Below are 24,596 nucleotides of genomic sequence, written 5' to 3'. Positions count from 1 at the left end.
TGTTAAAATTTTTTTTCCTCAAAAATAATTATCTAATTTTAGCCTTAAAATTAAAATTATGTTCAGCATAAAGTCAAAATTCTTATTAGCAGTAGTATTAATTTCTGGTTACGCTCATTCTCAAGAAGTTGTAAATAAACCGTACTACAATTACCAAACTAAAGAGTATCAATCTAAAAAGTCTGTTTTCGTAAATTCTTTGTTGAAAAAGATGACTCTAGACGAAAAACTAGGTCAACTTAATCTTCCTGGAGCTGGTGATATTACCACGGGACAAGCTCAAAGTTCTGATATTGCAAAGAAAATTCAAGAAGGAAAAGTAGGTGGTCTCTTTAATATTAAAGGAGTAGAAAAAATTAGAGAAGTTCAAAAAATTGCCGTAGAGAAAAGCCGTTTAAAGATTCCTTTGCTTTTCGGGATGGATGTAATTCATGGTTATGAAACCAATTTTCCTATTCCTCTAGGTTTGGCTTCTTCTTTTGATACTCAATTAGTGCAGCAATCTGCAAGAGTAGCAGCAAATGAAGCAAGTGCAAGTGGTATTAACTGGACTTTCTCGCCAATGGTAGATATTTCTAGAGATCCAAGATGGGGAAGAGTAGCAGAAGGAGCTGGAGAAGATCCTTATTTAGGTTCCGAAATGGCAAAAGCAATGGTTTTTGGTTATCAAGGAAAAGATTTATCTCTTAATAATACGATAATGGCTTGTGTAAAACATTTCGCGTTGTATGGAGCTCCAGAAGCTGGTAGAGATTATAATACAGTAGACATGAGCCACGTAAGAATGTATAATGAATACTTTCCTCCATATAAAGCTGCTGTAGACGCAGGTGTAGGCTCTGTGATGGCTTCTTTTAATGAAGTAGACGGAATTCCTGCAACAGGAAACAAATGGTTAATGACAGAAGTTCTTAGAAATCAATGGAAATTCAAAGGTTTCGTGGTGACTGATTATACAGGTATTAATGAAATGATAGACCACGGAATGGGAGATTTACAGCAAGTTTCGGCTTTGGCAATGAACGCTGGTGTAGATATGGATATGGTAGGCGAAGGTTTTCTTACTACCCTTAAAAAATCTGTACAAGAAGGAAAAGTAAATATCAAACAAATTGATTTAGCCGTAAAAAGAATTCTTGAAGCAAAATATGATTTAGGACTTTTTGAGGATCCATATAAATATTGTGATGCAAACAGATCAAAAAATGAGGTTTACAGTCAGGCAAACAGAGATATGGCCAGAAATATTGCAGCACAGTCAATGGTTTTAATGAAAAACACCAATGAAATTCTTCCTTTAAAATCTCAAAAAAATATTGCTGTAATTGGGCCATTAGCAGACAATGCTGAAAACATGCCGGGAACTTGGAGCGTTGCTGCAAAACATAAAGATGCGATTTCGCTTTTAGCAGGTCTTAAAAAGACTTTCGGTAATTCTGTGAATTTTACTTATGCTAAAGGTTCTAATATAGATTATGATGCAACTTTCGAACAAAACGCTGCTATGTTTGGCAAAAACACTTACAGAGACAGCAGAAGCAAAGAAGAAATGCTGAAAGAAGCAGTTGAGGTTGCTAATAAAGCAGATGTAATTCTTCTTGCCATTGGCGAAACTGCTGAAATGAGCGGCGAATCTAGTTCTAGAACCAATATTTCTATTCCACAAGCTCAAAAAGATTTATTAAAAGAATTGAAAAAAACAGGTAAGCCAATTGTTTTGGTATTATTTGCAGGTAGAGCAATGGAAATCAATGAAGAAAGTGAATTAGCAGATGCTATTCTTAATGTATGGTTCCCAGGTTCAGAAGCTGGTTTAGCAATTTCGGATGTACTTTTTGGTAAAGTAAATCCTTCAGCTAAATTACCGATGACTTTCCCAAGAAGTGTAGGTCAAGTTCCTATTTTTTACAATCACAAAAATACAGGAAGACCACTTTCTCAATCATCAACTGAAAAATGCCAATTTGATAAATTCCGTTCTAATTATTTAGATGAATGTAACACTCCGCTTTATCCTTTCGGTTATGGTTTAAGTTACACTCAGTTTGCTTACAATAATCTAAATGTAAGTTCTAAAAATTTAAAAGGAAATCAAACCTTAAAAGTTTCTGTAGAATTGAAAAATTCAGGAAAATACGATGGTGCTGAAGTTGTACAATTATATGTAAGAGATTTAGTAGGTAGCAATACAAGACCAGTAAAAGAACTGAAAGGTTTCCAAAAAATATTCTTAAAAGCAGGAGAATCTAAAACGGTTACTTTTAATGTAACTCCAGAAGATTTAAAATTCTATGATAATAACCTAAAATACGATTGGGAATCTGGTGAATTTGAAATTTTTGTAGGAGGTGATTCTCAAAAGACCGTTTCTCAAAAAATCACTTGGAATAAATAAATCTCAAAATATGAGAGCTTTTATCATCGCATTGTTTTCTGTTGTGTTCTTTTCGGCACAGCAGAAAACTTATTGTAATCCTATTAATATAGATTACGGATATACTCCCATTCCTAATTTTGCAACTCAAGGAAAACATAGAGCAACTGCAGACCCAGTAATTGTTAATTTTAAAGGAAAATACTTCCTTTTTAGTACCAATCAATGGGGATATTGGTGGAGTGAAGACATGTTAAATTGGAATTTTATTTCTAGAAAATTCTTAAAACCCGAAAACGAATTTCCAAACAAGGAAGCAGGAAAAGTAGACCATAAATTAGATGTTAATCATCAAGTTTATGATGAATTATGTGCACCTGCGGTTTTCGAAATGAATGATGAATTGTATGTAATAGGTTCTACACACGGGCCATATTTTGCCATTTGGAAATCTAAAAATCCTACAAAAGATGAATGGGAAATTGCTGTAGATAATTTTAAAGTTGGAGCATGGGATCCTGCCTTTTTGTATGATAAAGATTTGAAAAAACTCTTCCTCTATTGGGGTTCTAGTAATGAATTTCCACTTCTAGGAACTGAGATTAATACACAAACATTGCAATCTGAAGGTTACGTAAAACCATTGATGTCTTTGCATCCAGATGATCACGGTTGGGAAAGATTTGGAGAATATAATGATAATACTTTCCTCAAACCATTTATGGAAGGAGCTTGGGTAACTAAGCATAATAATAAGTATTATCTGCAATATGGCGCTCCTGGAACTGAGTTTAGCGGTTACGCAGATGGAGTTTATGTGAGTAATAATCCGCTGGAAGGATTTTCTTATCAAAAACACAACCCTTTCTCATATAAACCCGGTGGTTTTGCAAGAGGAGCAGGACATGGTGCTACTTATCAAGATAATTTCGGGCAATATTGGCATGTTTCTACCATTGTCATTAGCCAAAAAAATAATTTTGAAAGAAGGATTGGAATTTGGCCAGCTGGTTTTGATCAAGATGATGTGATGTACAGTAATACAGCTTACGGTGATTATCCTACTTATCTTCCATATAAAAATGCAGACCATATTAAAGGATTGTTTACAGGTTGGATGTTATTAAATTACAATAAACCTGTTAAAGTTTCTTCTACTTTAGGAAGTTTCCAACCCAATTTTGCAGTAGATGAAGATATTAAAACGTATTGGAGTGCTAAAACTGGTGGCGCTAATGAATATATACAAACAGATTTAGGCGAAAGATCCTTAGTGAAAGCTATTCAAATCAATTTTGCTGACCAAGATGCTGAGTTTTTAGGCAAAACTTTAGGTAAATCTCATCAATATAAAATCTACGCTTCGGATGACGAGAAAAACTGGAAATTAGTGGTAGACAAGTCAAATAACACCAAAGATGTACCTCACGATTATATAGAAATAGAGAAACCATTTACCGCAAGATATCTAAAAATTCAAAATATTAAAATGCCTACTGGCAAATTTGCCATCAGTGGATTGAGAGTTTTCGGAAATGGAAGTGGAGAAAAGCCTCAAAAAGTAGAAATTTTTGTGGTTCTGAGAAATCCAAAAGAAAAAGCAGGAGAGAGAAGAAGTTCATGGTTAAAATGGAAGCAAAATAACTTAGCAGATGGCTATGTAATTTACTTTGGAAAGTCTCCAGACAAGATGTACGGAAGTATTATGGTTTATGGTAAGAATGACTATTATTTTACAGGGATGGACGCTGCAGATACCTATTATTTTAAGATAGAGGCCTTCAATAATAATGGTATTTCAGAAAAAACAGAAATTGCAAAAGTTGAGTAATTCATAAAAAAGAGCCTGTGCAAAGGCTTCAGATTTCTTTTTTTAATGATTTTTAACATTTTTTTTAAAAAATTAACAAAATAAATGTTATGGATTAAATAAAATTGTACATTTGATTTTATATTTTGTCTCAAAATAAGATAATAAAAAATAATTTTTAATTCATTATTGTTATGGTGAAAAACACTGTGAAATTAACAAGTATGATAGCTGCAATTTACTTATTTGCAGGATATCAAGAATTAAGCGCTCAAACAAAAGATTCGCTTAAAGAAAAACAAATACAAGAGGTCGTAATGATTGGGTATGGTAGTAGAAAAAAAGTAGATAATACTACTTCTATTAGCTCTTTAAACCCAGAAGAAATTACAAAAACAAAAGTTCTTAATGCTACTCAAGCTATTCAAGGGAAAGCTGCAGGTGTAACTGTAATCGCTTCTGATTTACCCGGTTCTACGCCTACGGTAATTATTAGAGGCTTAGGTACTGCGGAAAGTGGAAGAACTCCACTTTATGTTGTTGATGGTATGTTTGTTGATAATATTAATAATATTAACTCAAACGATATTCTCACTTATGATATTTTGAAAGATGCATCAGCTTTGGCTATTTATGGAAACAGAGCTGCAAATGGAGTAATTATTGTAACAACTAAAAGTGGAAAAGGAAAAAAAATCACTGTTGAATATGATGGATTTACAGGGGTGAGAATGCCGTTGAAAAAAGTTAAAATGGCAGGTAGTAATTTATTTTCATATTACACTAACACCGCGTTGTCAAGTACAAAATTTTCACAAGATCAACCAATTAATACCGATTGGTTTGATGCTATAACGCGTACGGGAACATATAACCAACATAATGTATCTCTTTCGGGTGCTTCAGAAAATGCTAAATACTTTTTAAGTTTAAGCAATTATGATGAAAAAGCTATTTTAAAAGGGTCTGATTTTAATAGAGCTACCGTTAGAACGAATAATGAATTTAAGGTAAGCAAAGGAATTACAATTTCTCAAAACTTTAGTGTAGCATTTAATAATGTTACACCTAAGCCTTTAGGTGTTTTCACTACAGCTTATAAACAATCTCCTATAGTTCCTTTATATTATCCTGACGGAAAATATGGAGTATCTTTTGTGGGGGCTAATGGATTTGCATCTCCTACAGGTTCTTCATTTAACAATGTAGGTAATCCTCTTGCACAATTAAATTTCTTTAAAGAAAGACAAAATGCAGTAACACTACAGGGAGGATTAAAATTAGATATGAGTATTTTAAAAGATCTAAAATTAACATCTCAATTTAATGGAGAATATTATAACTTTAAAAGTTATAACTATGCAGATTCTAAAGCAATTTGGCTAGCAGCTGATCCAACAAGAGTTTCTGCAAATTATTTATCAACAGATCCAACAAATCTATTAAATAATACCAAATCAGATTATTTTAATTGGGTACTGACAAATTACTTAACCTATAATAAAAGAATTGGAGTACATGATGTTGAGGCTACTGTAGGGATGGAAGTCTCTGAGAAAAGTGGAGAAAATTATTTCTACATGCAAAGAAAGAATATGATTCTAAATAGTAACTATTGGGATTTAAATGGTCAAAATTATCAAAGTCAAATTGTTACTGTAAACAGCATAAATAATAATAATAACAGAACGACATCTTATTTTGCTAGAGGTCAGTATAAGTTAATGAATAAATATTTAGTTACTGCCACAATTAGAAGGGATGGTTCTTCACAATTTATGGAAGGTAGCAAATGGGGTAATTTCCCAGCATTTGGCTTAGGATGGGTTATCTCTGAGGAAAACTTTTTAAAAGATAATTCTGTAATTAACCTTTTAAAATTAAGAGGAGGTTGGGGTAGATTAGGAAACCAAAATGTACGACTTAATATTTTACCTTTCGCTACAGGAGATGTATATAATTATGCATTTGGTGGTTTAACCTCTTCAAGTGGTAATACAATAGATCAAGTTTATGATCCAAATCTTTCTTGGGAAGTTACGGAAGAATCTACAGTTGGTTTAGATTATGAATTGTTAAATAGAAGATTAAGAGGTTCAGTAGATGTTTATAACAGAGTGACTAAAAATATCATTTTAGGAGCAATTCCTCTTCTGACTTCTGGTATTTCTAATTATGGTTATGCTCATTTAGGAGAAGTAACCAATAAAGGGATAGAACTTGGATTGAGTTGGGATGATAAAATCAATGAAAATTTAAGCTATAGCATTGGTGGTAATTATTCTTACAATGATAATAAACTGAATAAAGTAGCAACTAATATTAACCCAATCAGAGGTGGTAGTCTTGGTAATGGACAATACACTAAATTGCTTTCAGAATTGGCACTTAATCAACCTTTAGGAAGTTTCTGGTTATGGGAAGTTTCTGGAAAAGATGCCAATGGTAATTTTACCTATGTAGATGTAGATGGTGACGGTAGAACAGGAGCAAATGACTTGGATGATAGAAAATTTATGGGCTCATATATTCCTAAGTCTACATTTGGTGTTAATATAGGCTTGAAATATAAAAATGTAGATTTTTCAGCCAATGGATATGGAACATTTGGTGCTAAAGTTTATAATGGAAAAAAAGCTCAAAGATTCTCTGGAGAAAATATAGAATATAGTGTGGCTAATGATTTTTGGACCGCTACCAATACAGATTCTGCAAATCCAGCACCTTTTAATGCGGTTCCAATTGCGTCTGATTATTATTTAGAATCAGGAGATTTCTTTAGAGTAAATAACATCACTCTCGGGTATACATTAAGTAAAACTGTAGATTATCTTTCAAATGTTAGACTTTATGTAAGTGCTATTAACCCTATAATTATCCAGAAGTTTTCTGGATTCAGTCCAGAGCTTAATGCAAACGGGAATCCTTATGATTTAACAGGAGTAGAGCTAGATGCTTATCCTACTTTAAGATCATTTGTATTTGGAATTAATCTTAAATTTTAAAATTTGAAATCATGAATAAAAAAATAATATTATTGTCCTCTATTTTGCTTTTATCTTTGTCTTCACAAAGTTGTAGCAATGATTATTTAGATGTTCCGCTAACACAATCTATTTCAGCAGAAGACCTATCTTTATATAATAATAACGCAGGAGCTGAAGGATTCGTAACTGCTATTTATGCTAAATTTTTAGATTGGAATGTAAGTTCATTCTCATGGATTGGTATCACAAGTATTGCAAGTGATGAAGCAGATAAAGGCTCTTCTCCAGGAGATACAGGTGGCGATAAAAATTTATTAGACGCACTTAATTTTACTCCAACTGGAGGTTCTATAGAAGAAGTTTTCAAAGCTAATTACCAAATTGTAAATAGATGTAATCAGGCGCTATTTTTTATACCTCAGTTAAATAACGCAGATGCAGCACTAAGAGATAGATTAATTGGAGAAGCTAAGTTTCTTAGAGCATTTACTTATTTTACTTTAGTAAGAACTTACGGAGGCGTTCCTATTGTAGATCATGTCCCTGTACCAGGAAATGAAGACGATAGAGTAATGCAACTAACAAGAAAATCAAAAGAAGAAGTATATGCATTTATAGAAAAAGACTTAAGAGACGCTATTAATGCATTACCAGAAAAATCTGCTTATACAGGAGCAAACGTAGGTAGAGCTTCTAAAGGAGCAGCTTATGCTCTATTAGCTAAAGTTTCTTTATACCAAAAGAAATGGCAACAAGTTATAGACAACTGTAATATGGTTACTGGGTATTCATTAACTCCAGATTTCCAAGAAATTTATAAAATTACAGGTGAAAACAATGCTGAATCTATTTTTGAAATTCAAGGACAAGGCGGTATAGGTAAACCAGGAATACAACAATATTCTCAGACTCAAGGAGCTCGTGGAGCTGGAGGCTGGGGTTGGGGCTTTAGTACTCCTTCTCAAGGATTAGTAGATGCTTTTAATGAACAAGGTGATACTGAAAGAAGAGATGCAACCATCATTTTTAGAAATTCTACCCTTTATGATGGAAGAGTAGTTCCTGCTACAGTAGAAAATCCTTATTATAACTACAAAGCGTATTCGTCTAACTTCTCTGGTAATGATGATTCAGACGCTAATATCAGATATTTAAGATATGCAGAAGTTCTGCTTATGAAAGCAGAAGCTTTAAATGAACTTAACCAAACAAGTGCTGCTGCTCCATTCCTTAACCAAGTGAGAAACAGAGCGGGCTTAGCGAATACCACCGCTACAACTCAAGCAGATTTAAGAACAGCTATTTACAAAGAAAGAAGACTAGAATTGGCTTTTGAGCATGACAGATGGTATGATATTATTAGAACAGGTCAAGCTCAAGCTGCTATGGCTGCTAATGGAAAAACTTTTGTAGTTGGCAAGCATGAGGTTTATCCTATTCCTCAATCTTTTATCAATGAATCTAAAGGGTTGTCTCAACAAAATCCAGGTTATTAATCTTTAATTTAATTATTATGAAAAAACTTAAAATAAGTTCACTTTTTATTATTAGTGCTTTTTTGTTTAGTTGCGAAGATAGTATAGATAAAGAAAACTTGCCTATTCCATATCCAGCAATTGGAGGTTATGAAAATTCAGATGAAATAGCTTCAGGTGATTTAGTTGCTAAGTTTAGCTTTGAAGATAATCTTTCTGATTCAAGAAATAATATAACAGGAGCAGTACCAAATAATGTGGCTTATGCAGTAGGCGCTAAAGGTAAAGCTTATGATGGATCAGCAACTCAATTAAGATATGCAGTTGCTAATGCCAATTCAGCAATTACAGCACTCAATAATTTTACCATTTCATTTTGGATGAAATCAGCAAATACGGTTTCTCCAAGTACACCTGGTCAAGGAAAAGGTGCGCAAGGTATTTTTACAATAGTAAGACCAACAGAATTCTGGGGAGGTATAAATTTATATATTGAAAACCCTGATACAGCTTTTCCAGATAGAATAAGATTAAAATTAGGAGTGGAAAACGGCAGAAGTGCAGTAGTTTGGAGAGGTCAAAGTGTTATTATGAATATTGATGGGCAGAAAAACAAATGGATCCATGTTACGATGACATATGACTCTAACACTAGTAAGGTGAGTTGTTATTTAAATGGTGAACCAGCTAGTAATCTTAGTGGTTTTGCTTATGCTCCTGCAACAGGACTAATTGGCTCGGCTCCTTGGTTTTCAGACGATCCAGGCAGTATTGATAATACAAAAAATGTTCCAGGTTATGGCGTGTTACAAATGGTTGGAACAAACGGAAAGATTGTAATAGGAAATCACCAATTTGAAACCGTACCTTCTCAAAATGGAGGTGGTCAAGAAGATTGGGCAACAAGCTTCGCTGGTCAATTAGATGAGTTTAGAATATATAAAGCGGCATTAAAACCTAATGAAGTTTCATCATTGTATCAGCTCGAAAAGAACAATAGATAATAATAATTTTGAGCCATCTTTATGATGGCTCTTTTTAGATCCATTAATATGAAAAAAATATTGTCCATTTTTTTGATTTCATCTTTATTCTTATTCTCTTGCAACGACGATGATTCACCAAAAGGAGGAGGAACACCTTTACCTACAAATCCTACAGATCCTCCCAAAGCTTACACAGACCCAGAAATAATAGAAATGGTTCAGAAAGATGCGCTTAAATATTTTTGGGATTATGCACAATCTACTTCTAAACTGGCTAGAGAAAGATATCATACAGATAATCCTGGTCAAGATGCTCATGTAGTTTCAACTGGTGGTTCTGGTTTCGGATTGATGACGATTTTAGTAGGGATTAAAAATGGTTATGTTACTAGAACCGATGCCGTTTCTAGATTATCGACCGCTCTTAATTTCTTGCAAAATGCCAATCGTTTTCACGGAGCATGGCCACATTGGATGGATGGGAATACAGGGAATGTTATTCCTTTCAGCACAAAAGATAATGGAGGAGATTTAGTAGAAACTGCTTTTCTAGCTCAAGGTTTAATCTGTGTAAGAGAGTATTTCAAAAATTCTACAGATGCCACAGAATTAGCCATTTCAAAGAAAGCAGACGATTTGTGGAAAGGAATCGAGTGGAATTGGTATACTCAAGGTCAAAACGTTTTGTATTGGCATTGGTCACCCAATTATAATTTTGAAATGGACCACCAATTGCGAGGTTTTGATGAAACTTTAATCACCTATGTTTTAGCGGCGGCTTCACCCAATTATGCTATTGAAAAAACGGTTTACACCGAAGGTTGGGCAAGAAGTGGTGCTATAAAAACATCTTCCTCACAATACGGAATTCCTTTAATAGTTAATCATAACGGAGCTAACGGAACAGTTGGTCCTATGTTTTGGTCTCATTATTCTTTCTTAGGATTAGATCCTAGAGGTTTAAGAGATGACTATGTAAATTATGGCGATGCAGTGGTAAATCATTCTAAAATCATGTATCAGTACTGTGTTACCAATCCTAAAAGCTGGCAAGGATATAATTCTAAAAGTTGGGGTTTAACGGCAAGTTATTCCAGAAATCCCCAAACTGGAGGAGATGATTATGCAGCACATCAACCTAATAACGACTTAGGAATAATTTCGCCTACTGCTGCTATTTCGGATATGCCTTATACGCCTACAGAAAGTATGAATTTTTTAAGATTTTTATACAATGAAAATTATAAAAAATACATCGGTGTTGCAGGACCTTATGATGCATATTCTGTACATTACAATTGGGTTACTCCAAGATATTTAGCAATAGACCAAGGAACAATCGCGCCGATGGTAGAAAATCATCGTTCGGCATTTTTATGGCAATTGTTTATGAGTGCTCCAGATGTAAAACAAGGTTTACTAAAATTAGGTTTCCATTCTACTCAATATGGATTCTAAAAATTCATTCGAATAGATTTAATTATTAATAAAAATGAAAAAAATAATCATATTTCTTTTTGCAAGTTTCATGCTGAGTTCTTGTCAGTCTCAAAAAACCGTGACTGAGACCAAGAATACAGAAACTTCAAAATTAACAGACCAACAATTAATGGATAAGGTTCAAAAAGATGCACTCAAATATTTTTGGGACTATGCAGAACCAAATTCATTGCTCGGAAGAGAACGCTATCACGAAGACAATATCTATCCTCAAAATGATAAACATGTAGTGACTACAGGTGGTTCAGGTTTTGGATTAGCCACCGTTTTGGTAGGAGTAGAAAGAGGTTTTATTCCAAGAGATGAAGCCGTAAAAAGACTCAATACCATGATGGATTTCTTAGCGAAAGCAGATCGTTTTCACGGAGCTTGGAGTCATTGGATTAATGGAGAAACAGGAAAAGTAGTTCCTTTTGGCAGAAAAGACAATGGTGGAGATTTAGTAGAAACCGCTTTTCTCACTTCAGGGATTTTAATGGTTCGCGAATATTTTAAAGATGGTAATGCTGAAGAAAAAGCATTGGCTCAAAAATGTGATGAACTTTGGAAAGGAATCGAATGGAATTGGTATACCAAAGGTGGCGAAAAAGTCTTGTATTGGCATTGGTCACCAGAATATCAGTGGGAGATGAATTTCCCATTGCAAGGTTATAATGAATGTTTGATTACCTATATTTTAGCAGCATCATCGCCTACTCATGCTATAGATGCAGAAACTTATTATCAAGGTTGGACTAGAAACGGAGCTTACCTTACTGATAAGTCTAAGTACGGACTTCCGCTTTATGTGAAACACAATTATTCTGAGGAATACGGAGGTCCTTTATTTTGGGCACATTATTCGTACATTGGTTTAGACCCAACTGGTTTAAGTGATAAACTCATCAAGAATTATTTTGATTTGAATAAAAATCAAGTGCTTATCGATTATCAATATTGTGTAGAAAATCCTAAAAATTGGAAAGGTTACGGCGAAAATTATTGGGGACTTACCGCAAGTTACACCAGAAATAATGATGGTGGAGTAGGTTATACAGCGCATCAACCTACAGAAGATAGAGGTGTGATTACGCCAACTGCTGCGTTGAGTAGTTTTCCGTATTCGCCTAAAGAATCGATGAATTTTTTAAGATTTATGTACACGCAGAAACCAGAATTTATTGGTAGTGCAGGTCCTTTTGATGCGACTTCTATTCATTATGATAATTGGTTTACACCACGTTATTTGGCTATTGACCAAGGAACAATAGCTCCCATGATTGAAAATTATAGAACAGGTTTCCTTTGGAAGTTGTTTATGAACGCACCAGAAATCAAACAAGGGCTTAAAAAATTAGAATTCAAATCAGAGAAGTATAACATTAAATAAATATGAAGATGAAATTCATTTTAAAAATCACGGCATTACTTGCATTTGGTTTTATCAGTCAAGCAAATGCTCAAGAAATAAAAGCAGAATTCAAGAAAGAAGTAAAAGTAGAAAAAAATATTTCTTACGTTTTTGATTATCCTCAAAACGCTAAAGGAAATGTTCCGTTGATTGTTTTTTTACACGGTTCTGGCGAAAGAGGAACCAATTTAGAAATGGTAAAAGCGCACAGTCCGTTTACCTATAAAAATTTAATGCAGGAACCCGTGGCAATTCTTGCACCGCAATGTCCCGAAAATATGTGGTGGGATACACAAGCCGTATATTTTTTGATTCAAGAAATCGTGCAGAAATATAAAATAGATGCTTCTAGAATTTACCTCACAGGTTTATCTATGGGAGGTTGGGGAACATTGAAATTGGCAGGAGAACATCCTGAAATGTTTGCAGCAGTAGCTTCTGTTTGTGCACCTACAGACAGAGTAATGTTGGCGAATATTCATAATTATAAAGATATGAACCTTAAAATTTTTCAAGGCGGAATGGATGATGTGGTGTTGCCAGAAAACGCGACTAATTTTTGGATGAAAGTTCACCCGATTAATCCAAAAGCAGAACTCATTATCTTCCCGAATGATAATCACAATTCTTGGGATTCTACCTATTCTAACCCAGAATTTTACAAGTGGCTTCTGTCACAGAAAAAGAAATAACCGTTTTACAAATAAAAACCCCTCCAAATTTTTGGAGGGGTTTGTTTTTTAAAGAATAAGTCACGGATTGGAAATTCGCAACATCAAGATTTTTTAAAAAATTGTTGGAATAGGATTTTTGAATTCTCCATATTTTAAATATTCAATTACCATAAGAATTATATAGATAAAAACTAGAGAACTTAAAAGAGTTAAGAAGTAATAGGTGATTTTATGTTTATTATGACTTACTAATATTTCTTTGCCTTTTTCGATCTGAATTACATCTAAATATTCGTTTTTTTTAGGGTTTGAATTCTCAAAATATATTTTTATTTTATCGCCAATCCTAATTTCATTTTCAAGTTTTGAATAATTTTTTGTCATATTATATACAGCAAAATCTTCATTAAAATTAGATACTTTTATAAAGAATATTTTAGAATTATTGTCAGTTTTTATAATTCCTTTTTCAAGTACATTACTATCAATTTGAGAATATTCAGTTAATTTTTTTGAAGCGTTACTATAAAATATAAAAGTCAGAAATAAAAATAAAGTAAGACCAAATACTAAGGCAAATAGATTCAAAATTTTTGTTAACATACAATCTTGTGTGAATTTTTTGTGAACCTGTAGATAAGACTCAAATATGGAAAAAATTTCTATAAAATCTTTTTAGAAAATCCACTATTATTGAATATCACTTATCCCTATTTCGTTCCAATTTTTTAATCTATATAAAATGCACACTTTTTACGCATACATTCCTTCAATCAAGGCTTTGAATTTTTCCAGAATAATTTTACGTTTTATTTTTAGTGTTGGAGTAATTTCGCCACGTTCTATGGTAAATTCTTCAGGTAAAAGTTTGAACTTTTTAATTTTTTCAAAACTTGCAAATTCCTTTTGAATATCATTCACTACTTTTTCAAAAGTTTCTTTAATAAAAGGCGTTTCTAGTAATTTTTTCTTCTCTTCTATGTTCAGAGAAAGGTAATTTTTAAATTCTTCGTATTTCTCCATCAAGGTTTCAAAATTTGGAACAATCACCGCAGAAACATAAGGTTTTCCTTCGGCAATTACCATTGCTTGAGCAATGTAAGGATTGCTTTGTAATGGGATTTCTATACTTTGTGGCGCAATGTATTTCCCGTTAGAAGTTTTCATTAAATCCTTAATTCTGTCGGTAATGTAAAGATTTCCTTCTTCGTCTATTCTACCAGCATCACCCGTTCTGAAATAACCATCTTCCGTGAAAACTTTAGCTGTTTCTTCTTCGTTTTTGTAGTAACCTTTCATCACACCTTGGTATTTTACCAAAATTTCATCATCTGCTCCAATTTTAATTTCTACACCTGGTAGAGCTTTCCCTACGCTTCCGTACACATAATTTTTCGGAGGAAGTGCAGTAACTGTAGCAGTAGTTTCGGTAAGTCCATATCCTACAATCACGGGTAAACCAATGGCTGCAAAAAATTCTGAAATTTCTTTTTTCAGCATCGCTCCACCACAAGGTAAAAACGAAAGATTTCCGCCCAATTCATTTTTAATTTTTCTAAAAACCAATTTGTCAAAAAAACTAAACTGTAATTGTAAACCAAACGGAACTTTAGCGCCAGTTCTTTTTTTGTCAGCTACTTTAGCTCCTACTTCCAAAGCTTTTTTGAAAAGTTTTTGTTTCGTAGGTGAAGAAGCTTCTATTTTTTTAATTAGAGTTTGATATACTTTTTCGTAGAATCTTGGTACGGCACACATTGCAGTTGGGTGAACATGTTTCAGCGTGTTCAAGATATTTTTTGGGTCTTCTAAAATGGCAACTTCACCACCTTGTGAAAGCACAAAAAGCGTCCAGCTTCTTTCGAAAATATGACTTAATGGTAAAAATGCCAAAGATTTCATGTCGTACAAATTGTCGAAACTGAAAAATTCTTTGTGCGCCGCAACTACCGCTTTGAAACCACCATGTGTAAGCATTACACCTTTCGGGATTCCTGTAGTTCCAGAAGTGTAAAGAATGGTTGCCAAATCTTCATCGGTAATTTCGATGAGGTTTCTTTCCGTAGCAAAATGCTTGATGAAATCTGGGAAATAGGTAATGTTTTCGGCTTCGTCTTTTATCACATGAGACGTGAAAATATGTAATTTTTTGCCTAAATGTTTTTCGGCACTTTTCAGAATTTCAAGTTGAGGCGTGTCTCCCACCAAAATGTGCTGCATTTCGGTTTGCTTGATGATATATTCGGTTTGGTCATAATTATTGGTGGCGTAAATGGGAATGGTAATCGCCCCCAACATTTGCACGGCAACGTCAAAAATAATCCAATCTTTAGAATTTTGAGAAAAAACACCTACACAATCTCCCTTTTTTACGTCTAGAGTATGTAATCCGTTTGCAGTTTGGCAAACCATTGCCCAGAATTTTTTCCAAGTAAGAATCTCTATTTCGTCACCGTTTCTAAAGCTAAGAGCGGTTTTCTGTGGAAATTTTTTGGTGTTTTCTTCTAAAAGCTGAAGTAGGTTTTTCATTATCTGTTTACTATTTATATTATAACTTCCCAAAATTACGAATTATTGCATGTTTTATACCTATAAATTGATTTTTTAATTTTTAGAGATTTGTTATCTTTGAAGATTATTAAAAAACTATGATTTTTTCATTAAAAGGTATTGTTCAAGAACTTACTCCTACCTATGTGGTGATAGAGGTAAATGGAGTGGGTTATTATGTAGGCATTTCTTTGCAAACGTCTCAGCGACTTTCTTTAGGAAAGGAAGTTTTTCTTTTCACCCAACAAATCATCAGAGAAGATGCACATTTGCTTTTTGGGTTTTATACCAAAGAAGAAAAAGAAATGTTTAATCTCTTAATTTCTGTAAACGGAGTAGGTGCAGTTTCTGCGCTGATTTTGCTTTCTTCATTAGATCTTAAAGACATTGCACAAGCGATTCTCAATAAAAATTCTGCGCTGCTCCAAAAAGTAAAAGGAATTGGAGCTAAAACCGCCGAAAGAATCATCGTAGATTTACGAGATAAGGTAGAAAAATTCGGGGTTTCTGCGGAGAACATTTCTGCTTTTGCAGACAATAAAGTGAAAGAAGAATCGTTATCTGCTTTAGAAGTTTTAGGGATTCCTAAAAAGATGAGCGAGAAGATTGCCGATAGAATTTTAAAACAAAATCCAGATTTGCAAACTGAAGAATTGGTGAAGCAAATTCTAAAAATGATATAAACACAAGTGAAGAAAACTTTTCCTCTGCATAAAATCTATTTTTCGATTGTATTTCTATGTTTTTCTGCGTTATTTTTTGCGCAGCAAAAGCCTTCGGATACAGCGAATATTTCTATAAGGAAAGATTATGCCTTGCCGAATCCTACGAGATACGAAGCGTTCTATGATGTAAAAACAGGGATGTATTATCTCTACCCAAAAATTGGAAACACAGTAACAGGAGCGCCCATCGTTCTTACTCCAAAAGAATATTCTACATACACGCTTAATAATAGCCTCAAAGATTATTATCAACAAAAAGCTTTTGGCGGAAATCTATACAAAGAAGATAAAAAAGAAGCCGAAAAGAAAGGCTTAATTCAAAGTGTGACCATCAAAAATAAAATTTTTGAAACCATTTTTGGTAGCAATAAAATAGAATTGATTCCAAATGGTTTTGCGAGTTTTGATTTAGGAGGTTTACACCAAAAAATTGAAAATCCATTAATTCTTCCACAAAACAGAAGCAATTTTGCCATTAATATTCAGCAGAGAATTCAGTTGGGTGTTTTAGGAAAAGTTGGAGAAAATCTTCAACTCAAAGCCAATTATGACACGCAGTCTGGTTTTGCATTCGAAAACAGAATGAATCTCGTTTGGCAAGCCAAGGGAACTTGGAGAGATTTACAAAATCAAGCCATCGGTGAAGCAAAAAATCCACTAAAAGGTGGCGAAGATAAAATTATAAAAAGAGTAGAATTCGGTAATGTGAATATGCCACTTTCTACCAATTTAATCAGAGGTTCTGAATCACTTTTTGGTTTAAAAACCGAATTCCAATTAGGGAAAACGTACGGAACTTTGGTGTTTTCTCAGCAACAAGGTGAAGCCAGAAATATTGTAGTTCAAGGTGGTGGTGTAATGCAAACCTTCAAAATAAACGCTTATGATTACGAAGATAATCAGCACTATTTTTTAGGCCAATATTTCTTAAATAATTATGACAACGCTTTAGCCAATTATCCTTTAATCAATTCTAGAATTTCGATTACCCGATTAGAACTTTGGGTTTTAGACCAAGGTTCTGGTAATTTGCAAGAGCAAAAAAGTATTCTCGGGATTAGAGATTTGGGTGAAGGCGGAAGTTTTCCAGATAATTCTAATTTAGGCGTTTATAATGCAGTAGCCAATCTTGGCGGAATAAGAGATGTAAACCAAACCTACAACGCGATTAACAATCAATCACTTCCGAATACTACAGGTGACCCCAATTATAAAGACGGCGAACATTTTATCTTTAACCGAAAAGCAAAAAGATTAAATCCTGCTGAATATACCTTTAATCCTCAAGTGGGTTATATTTCTTTGAATCAAAGATTAAATGATAATCAACTTTTGGCGGCGTCTTTTTCTTATACCGTTTCTGGTGACAGCAAAGTCTATAAAGTAGGAGAATTTTCCGAAGAAAGTCCAGTGGTGATTACCAAATTATTGAAACCGAACGTTTCCGTAAAAACCACTTCACCGATGTGGAATTTAATGATGAAAAACGTGTATTCATTGAATGCCAATCAAGTAGATCCACAGAATTTCCTATTAAACGTTTTATATCGTGATAATGACAGCGGTGGAAAAGTAAATTATCTACCAGGAACACCTGTTGCAGACCAAAATTTATTAAAATTATTCAATTGGGATAGACTGAATGTAAATAACGATATTCAAAATAATACGAATGGTCAACAAGGAGACGGTTTGTTTGATTTTGTACAAGGAATTACGGTAGATGCACAAAACGGAAGAGTAATGTTTACCAAAGCGCAGCCTTTTGGGAATTACTTAGAATCTGTTTTAGGAAGCAATGACCCGAAATTTGTTTTCAATGAATTGTATACCCAACAAAAACAAGTCGCTTCTGAAAATAATTTAGCACTTAGATACACCATCGAAGGTAGATATAAAGGTTCGCAAGGGACAGGAATTTCTTTAGGCGCGATTAATGTTCCGCGTGGTTCTGTAAAAGTAACTGCCAATGGAGTTGTGCTTACAGAAGGAGTAGATTATACGGTAGATTATATGATAGGTCAAGTAACCATTATCAATGAAATGGTGAAACAATCTGGTCAAGCCATCAACGTGAGTTTAGAAAACCAATTAACCTTCAACACACAGAGAAAGAGATTTTTAGGATTAAATCTCGAAAGAAAATTTAATGAAAATCTTACCATTGGTGCAACTGTGGTGAATTATTCAGAAACACCACTCACTCAAAAAGTACAAACAGGTTTCGAAGCGGTGAATAACACGATGGCTGGTTTTAACTTAATGTATAATAACCAATCACAGTTTTTAACTAGACTTACAGATAAAATTCCGTTTGTCAATACAGAAGCGCCGTCTAATATTAATTTGAAATTAGAAGGAGCATATCTTATTCCAGGTCAAAATAAAGGAATTAATGATGAATCTTACATTGATGATTTTGAACAAACCACTTCTAAAATTTCATTAAAAGAACCTGCAGTTTGGAGTTTAGCATCTAAACCTGAAATTGGTTTCGGAAGTTCTAATAATAATGACTTGACCAATGGATATGGAAGAGGTCTACTTTCTTGGTACAATATAGACCCAAGATTCTACGGAGTTGGTGGAAAAGCACCAAATGGAATTAACGCAGAAGCACTTTCTAATCACGCTTCCAGAAGAGTTCAGATGATAGAACTCTTTAACAATAGAGATTTTGTAGCGGGTGAACAAACCTTCACCAATACTTTTGATATTACGTATTATCCTAAAGAAAGAGGTCCGTATAACTTAAATCAAAATGCAGAAATTCCATCACAAAGATGGGCTGGTTTAATGAGACCGATTACGGTTTCTAACTTCAGAAGCTCTAATATAGAATATGTAGAATTTTGGATGATGGATCCTTATGCAGACGGTAAAATGTTAGGAACTGCTCCTAAATTAATGTTGCAATTAGGAAACGTTTCAGAAGATATTTTGAAAGATGGAAAACTGCAATATGAAAATGGTTTGCCTACACCAAATACTCCAGCGAAAACTTCTTCTACCAATTGGGGAACTCAGCCAGACCAATTCCCAGTTTTGTATGCTTTCGGTACAGAAAACGAAGAGAGAACAGCTCAAGATGTAGGTTTTGATGGATTGGATAACGTAGCTGAAGCTACAGCTTTCAATACCAATTTTATTAATCCAGTAAAAAATGAGCCAGACCCAGCTGCGGATGATTTTGTATTTTATCTTTCTAATCAGTTTCAGGGTGCGTTAGCTTCATCTATGATTGAGCGTTATAAATATTTCAGAAATCCAGATGGAAACTCTCAGTCGAACTCTTTAGAAGTTTCTTCTCAAACTCCAGATGCAGAAGATGTAAATAAAGATTATAACCTAGACCAAAGCGAAAATTACAATCAGTATGATATTAATTTAGCACAAAGCGAATTGGTTTTAGGAAGAAATAATATTGTAGATGTAAAAGAAGTAGAAGTGAAATTCCAAAACGGACAAACATCTAAAAATAAATGGTTCTTATTCAGAATTCCAGTTGCCAATTACAATTCTTCTACCGAAACTTCTGGTGCAGACCAAATCTTAAATAACGTAAGATTTGCCAGAATGATGCTTACAGGTTTTGATGAAACCGCTACGATTAGATTCGGAACTTTAGACTTGGTAAGAAGTGAATGGAGAAAATATGGTAAAGGAATTGCTTCAAATAGAGTAGATGATCAGAACCAATTTGAAGGAACAGGAGCTGTAGATAATTCTAAATTTGATGTAGGAAGTGTAAACTTAGAAGAAAATGCATTGGGAACTCCACCTTATGTATTGCCTCCAGGAATTGAGAGACAAGTTCTCAGCGGAAATGCAGGTGCTCAAAGACAAAACGAAGCTTCTCTTTATATGAAAACCAACCTTCCGAATGGGGAAGCAAGAGGTGTTTTCAAAAATATCGCTTTAGATATGAGAAGATTCCAAAATTTAGAATTATTTGTTCACGCAGAAGATTTAATTGGCAAAGGTTCTAATCTTGATAAATCTGCGAAATTCTTCATCAGATTCGGTAGTGATGCTACTGATAACTACTATGAATATGAAGCTTCGCTGAAATATACCGCTCCGAATGCTACTTCTCCGCTAGATATTTGGCCAAATGAAAATACCGTGAGATTAGCGATTCAGGATTTTGTAGATTTAAAAATCTTGAGAGATAAAAATTCTACGGTAACCAACGAAAGATTTACTTCGGCAGATTTTGGCGATGAAAATAAAGCCTTCTACGTAAAAGGTAGACCAAGTTTAGGAAATATTACCACCATGATGATTGGGGTGAGAAATAATGATGAGGTAGATAAAAATCTTATTCTTTGGGTGAATGAAATCAGACTTTCAGGTATAGAAAATAAAGGAGGTTATGCAGGAAACGCAAATCTTAACTTTAATTTAGGAGATTTTGCTACCGTAAATGCGAGTGGAGCTTATTCTACGATTGGTTTTGGTTTCATTAACCAAAAACCTGCGGAACGTTCACAGACTACCAACTCAGCTTTTGGTATCAATACGATGGTGAATGTAGATAAATTCTTGCCTGAAAAGTTAGGACTCAAGATTCCGGTGAATTATTCTTATTCTCAAACCATTGAAGATCCTAAGTACAATCCACTAAATGATGATGTGGAATTTAACAAAGATCCAAAGAAAGATGAACTGAAAAAAGTAGCAAGAACGTATACGCAACAAAGAAGTATTGGGGTGCTCAATATGAGAAAGGATAGAATGAATCCTAATAAAAAACCAAAATTCTATGACGTAGAAAACTTGTCTATCTCCTTAATTTATAATGATGATAAGTACAGAGATGTTTATACTAAAGACAATTACAGACAATATTTAAGAGGAAATATAGATTACAGTTTTAATTTTAAACCTTGGAATCTTAAGCCATTTAATAAAATTGTAAGCGATACTGCGAAATCTTATCCTTATCTGAAATGGGCAAAAGAAATTAACTTTAACATAGTTCCGACAAGAGTTTCTTTCAGAACAGAGTTAGACAGAAATTACAATGAACTCGAATTTAGAAATATTGATGCGTTGCTCAATGGAAATTCTTCTGCGGATTTTGATGTGATTAAAAACCGAAATTTCTTCTTCGGATGGCAATATAACGTAGGATTTAATTTAACCAAATCCCTAAAATTAGATATTTCATCAGCTACAAGAACGATTAATGACCAATTGGATATTCAAACGTTCGACAGAAGTTCTATTTTCCAAAATGTTTTCCAAAAAGGAAGACCGGTTCTTTATAACCACAGAATTCAGTTGAGTTATAGATTACCATTCGAAAATTTACCGTATTTAGATTTTGTAAATACAGAAATTGGTTACGGTGTACAGTATAATTGGAGCGCTCGTTCTACAGCAATGGTAGATACTAATGGAGTTAAACTGGGGAACTTGGCACAAAATACCAATAATATTAATGTAACTGGAGGTGCAGATTTTAATAGTTTCTTCAATAAGTTTAAATATTTTAGAAAAGTAAATGATAAAATGAATGCCAGAAAATCTGAAATAGATTCTCTGAACAATGTCTATACTCAGAATTTCTTAAAAAAAGGAAGGAAAAAAGCATTCAAATCTTATACTTTTAAAAATAAGTTGACGCCTACTCAAGCTTTTGCTTATGCTTTAACAGCGATAAAACAATTAGATTTTAATTATACTGAAAATAATGGAACCGTTTTACCGGGATTATTATCTTCTCCTAATTTCTATGGATATGGAAAAGGAATTGGTGGGCCAACTTTTGGATTCTTGTTGGGTTCTCAAGCCGACATCAGAAGATATGCTATAGAAAACAGTTGGATTTCTTCTTCGGAATACATGACGGAAGCTTATTCTCAGATGACTACCAGAAATCTTACAGGAAATATTCAGATTCAGCCAATCAATGATTTTAGAATAGATGTGAGTTTTACTAAAAACTACATGAAAAATTTAATGCATGGTAACTTTAATGTAGATGCGATTAGCAGTACGCCTCAGTTTGATTTTTCTTTCGCTAGTGAAATGATTACGTTTACCAATTCTAATATTCTCTTGAAAACAAGTTTTGGAAGCGATAATATTTACGAAAAAATCATTGAAAACACTAAGACGATTTCTCAAATGTATGGAACACCACAAGCTGATGGTTACGCAGAACATTACAGCAAAGCCAATGCTTATGTATTGATTCCAGCTTTCCAGGCAGCTATAGAAGGTAAATCTCCAACGAAAAATAACAATTTAGAAAAATCTAAATTCCCAATGCCAAACTGGAGAATTACTTATTCGGGAATTAAAAACATACCTTTTATTAATAGTCAGTTTGCTAAGTTTGATATTCTTCATGCCTATACTTCTACTTATACCGCGACTGGAATTCAGAAAAGCGTAGACTATTATAATAAGAATGTAAATCCTGGAGCTCCTCAATATGATATTAATAATGATGTATATAATCCTTATACATTTAACACGATTGGTTATGTAGAAGATTTCTCTCCACTTTTAGGAGCAGATGTTACCATGAGAAATAATATGCAGTTCCGTTTACAATATAATAAGAACAGAATGTATACACTCGGTTTGGTAAATCATACTTTAACCGAAGATTTAGGTTCTGAGTATGTTTTTGGTTTTGGATATATTTTAAAAGATTTAAAAATCAAAGTTAGGTATCAAGGAAAAGAAAAAAATCTGAAAAGTGATTTAAATGTAAGAGCGGATTTTTCATTGAGAGATAATCAAACCAGAATTACCAATATATTATTAGATGATTCACAGATTACCGGAGGTCAAAGATTAATGAGCGTAAAAGTTTCGGCAGATTATAACATCTCTCAGAACTTTAATCTAAGATTTTTCTATGATCAATTAATGACCAAGTATAAAATTTCTACAGCATTTCCACTTTCTACGGTGAGAGCTGGTATTACGGCAACCTTTAATTTTGGAGGCGGTCAAGGTTTCTAAATACACATATAATATATATAGCATATAATATAGAATAGAATCAAATTTATTTGGTTCTATTTTTTTGGGAAAAACTTTTTTGCAACCTCCATATAATTTCATTAATTTTGGGAAAAATAAATTTAGAAATGAACACACCATCAGAATTAAAGTACACCAAAGATCACGAATGGGTTAAACTAGAAGGAAACGTAGCTACAGTTGGAATCACTGATTTCGCACAAAGCGAATTAGGAGACATCGTTTTTGTAGATGTAGATACTGTAGACGATGATTTAAATGCGGGAGAAGTATTCGGTAGCGTAGAAGCTGTAAAAACTGTTTCAGATTTATATTTACCAGTTTCAGGTAAAGTAATAGAGTTTAATGAAGAGTTAGAAGGTGAACCAGAATTGGTAAACACAGACCCATACGGAAAAGGATGGATTGTAAAAGTAGAACTTTCAGAAGGTGCAGACCAATCAGAATTGCTAACTGCAGAACAGTACCAAGAACTCATTGGATAAGATAACTCACATATTTAGATATTACGTATTGCCCATTTATTGGGCAATACTCACATATATGCTCCTCAAACCAGGAGTAGAAAACAAAGAATATTGGTTTATGTTCTCAGGAATTGATAAATTATTACACATATCAATATTCGCCCTATTAGGATTTGTTTTCAGAATAGGTTTTCCTAGAATGCGATTTTTTACCTTTTTCTTAATCATGTTTATATATGGATTAGGTACAGAAATATTACAAAGAGAAATGCATTTAGGCAGGAGTATGGAATTATTAGACCTTGTTGCAGATTTATTAGGAGTGTTGATGGGATATTTTACTTATCAAAAAATAAAAAATTATTACTTCTAAAATTCTATAATCCCCAATAATACTTAGAGGTCATACTATAAATTATAGTAAATAAGGCGTATTTGCTCATTGTGAATAACTTTAAAAATGAGTGTAAGTTGTTTATTGTCAGAAAGATGTTTTCCCCAATTTAAACAACTGTACAAGTTTTTGTGTAAAATATTTGCATTGTATAGATTTATCGTCATACTTTTGCAATCCGAAACAACGGGAAGCGCAGGAGCTAATTAAGGAAAGAGATACGAGACGAGAACATAAAAATATTTGAAAAAATATTTGGAAG

14 protein-coding genes are annotated in these 24,596 nt (G+C 33.5%); 12 read left to right on the top strand and 2 right to left on the bottom strand.

Annotated elements, in window-relative coordinates; all coding sequences use genetic code 11:
• Positions 1-58 precede the first annotated feature (58 nt).
• From bglX to QO190_RS08610, 8 genes are all read left to right on the top strand, one after another.
• The gene (gene bglX, locus QO190_RS08645; protein ID WP_371462645.1) at positions 59-2,395 is read left to right on the top strand and encodes a beta-glucosidase BglX; all 2,337 of its coding nucleotides are present in this window, start codon (positions 59-61) and stop codon (positions 2,393-2,395) included.
• A gap of 10 nt (positions 2,396-2,405) precedes the next feature.
• Complete coding sequence (locus tag QO190_RS08640) at positions 2,406-4,205, top strand: discoidin domain-containing protein (RefSeq protein WP_371462646.1); 1,800 nt, start codon at positions 2,406-2,408, stop codon at positions 4,203-4,205.
• Positions 4,206-4,408: 203 nt separating this feature from the next.
• Positions 4,409-7,189, top strand: a complete 2,781-nt coding sequence (locus tag QO190_RS08635) for a SusC/RagA family TonB-linked outer membrane protein (protein ID WP_371481306.1) — start codon at positions 4,409-4,411, stop codon at positions 7,187-7,189.
• An 11-nt stretch (positions 7,190-7,200) separates the two neighbouring features.
• Complete coding sequence (locus QO190_RS08630; RefSeq protein WP_371462649.1) at positions 7,201-8,667, top strand: RagB/SusD family nutrient uptake outer membrane protein; 1,467 nt, start codon at positions 7,201-7,203, stop codon at positions 8,665-8,667.
• A gap of 17 nt (positions 8,668-8,684) precedes the next feature.
• Positions 8,685-9,650, top strand: coding sequence for a LamG-like jellyroll fold domain-containing protein (locus QO190_RS08625; protein ID WP_371462651.1), 966 nt, complete (start codon positions 8,685-8,687; stop codon positions 9,648-9,650).
• Positions 9,651-9,698: 48 nt separating this feature from the next.
• Positions 9,699-11,090, top strand: a complete 1,392-nt coding sequence (locus QO190_RS08620) for a glucoamylase family protein (RefSeq protein ID WP_371462652.1) — start codon at positions 9,699-9,701, stop codon at positions 11,088-11,090.
• Positions 11,091-11,124: 34 nt separating this feature from the next.
• Positions 11,125-12,501: a glucoamylase family protein gene (locus QO190_RS08615; protein WP_371462653.1), complete on the top strand. Its 1,377-nt coding sequence runs from the start codon at positions 11,125-11,127 to the stop codon at positions 12,499-12,501.
• A gap of 8 nt (positions 12,502-12,509) precedes the next feature.
• Positions 12,510-13,214, top strand: a complete 705-nt coding sequence (locus QO190_RS08610) for a prolyl oligopeptidase family serine peptidase (RefSeq protein WP_371462655.1) — start codon at positions 12,510-12,512, stop codon at positions 13,212-13,214.
• A 93-nt stretch (positions 13,215-13,307) separates the two neighbouring features.
• On the opposite strand, the gene QO190_RS08605 is transcribed toward QO190_RS08610, so the two are convergent.
• On the bottom strand, positions 13,308-13,799 hold the full coding sequence (locus tag QO190_RS08605) for a hypothetical protein (protein ID WP_104793967.1): 492 nt from the start codon (positions 13,797-13,799) through the stop codon (positions 13,308-13,310).
• Positions 13,800-13,949: 150 nt separating this feature from the next.
• The gene (locus QO190_RS08600; RefSeq protein ID WP_371462657.1) at positions 13,950-15,722 is read right to left on the bottom strand and encodes a long-chain fatty acid--CoA ligase; all 1,773 of its coding nucleotides are present in this window, start codon (positions 15,720-15,722) and stop codon (positions 13,950-13,952) included.
• Positions 15,723-15,841: 119 nt separating this feature from the next.
• On the opposite strand from QO190_RS08600, the gene ruvA reads away from it, so the two are divergent.
• The 4 genes from ruvA to QO190_RS08580 all read left to right on the top strand — a co-directional run bounded on the left by ruvA (position 15,842) and on the right by QO190_RS08580 (position 24,313).
• Complete coding sequence (ruvA, locus tag QO190_RS08595; RefSeq protein ID WP_104793969.1) at positions 15,842-16,426, top strand: Holliday junction branch migration protein RuvA; 585 nt, start codon at positions 15,842-15,844, stop codon at positions 16,424-16,426.
• Between the two features lie 6 nt (positions 16,427-16,432).
• A complete protein-coding gene (gene sprA / locus QO190_RS08590) occupies positions 16,433-23,452 on the top strand; it encodes a cell surface protein SprA (protein WP_371462659.1) in 7,020 nt (2,339 codons plus the stop codon).
• Positions 23,453-23,580: 128 nt separating this feature from the next.
• Complete coding sequence (gene gcvH / locus QO190_RS08585) at positions 23,581-23,958, top strand: glycine cleavage system protein GcvH (protein WP_104793984.1); 378 nt, start codon at positions 23,581-23,583, stop codon at positions 23,956-23,958.
• A 58-nt stretch (positions 23,959-24,016) separates the two neighbouring features.
• Positions 24,017-24,313 (top strand): VanZ family protein, encoded by a 297-nt coding sequence (locus tag QO190_RS08580; protein ID WP_371462661.1) that lies wholly within the window; start codon positions 24,017-24,019, stop codon positions 24,311-24,313.
• Positions 24,314-24,596 lie beyond the last annotated feature (283 nt).

Source organism: Cloacibacterium sp. Arc13, assembly GCF_041431305.1.
Taxonomy (GTDB): domain Bacteria; phylum Bacteroidota; class Bacteroidia; order Flavobacteriales; family Weeksellaceae; genus Cloacibacterium; species Cloacibacterium caeni_B.
Note: the sequence above shows the minus strand (reverse complement) of the source record. Positions and strands in the feature narration are given on the sequence as shown.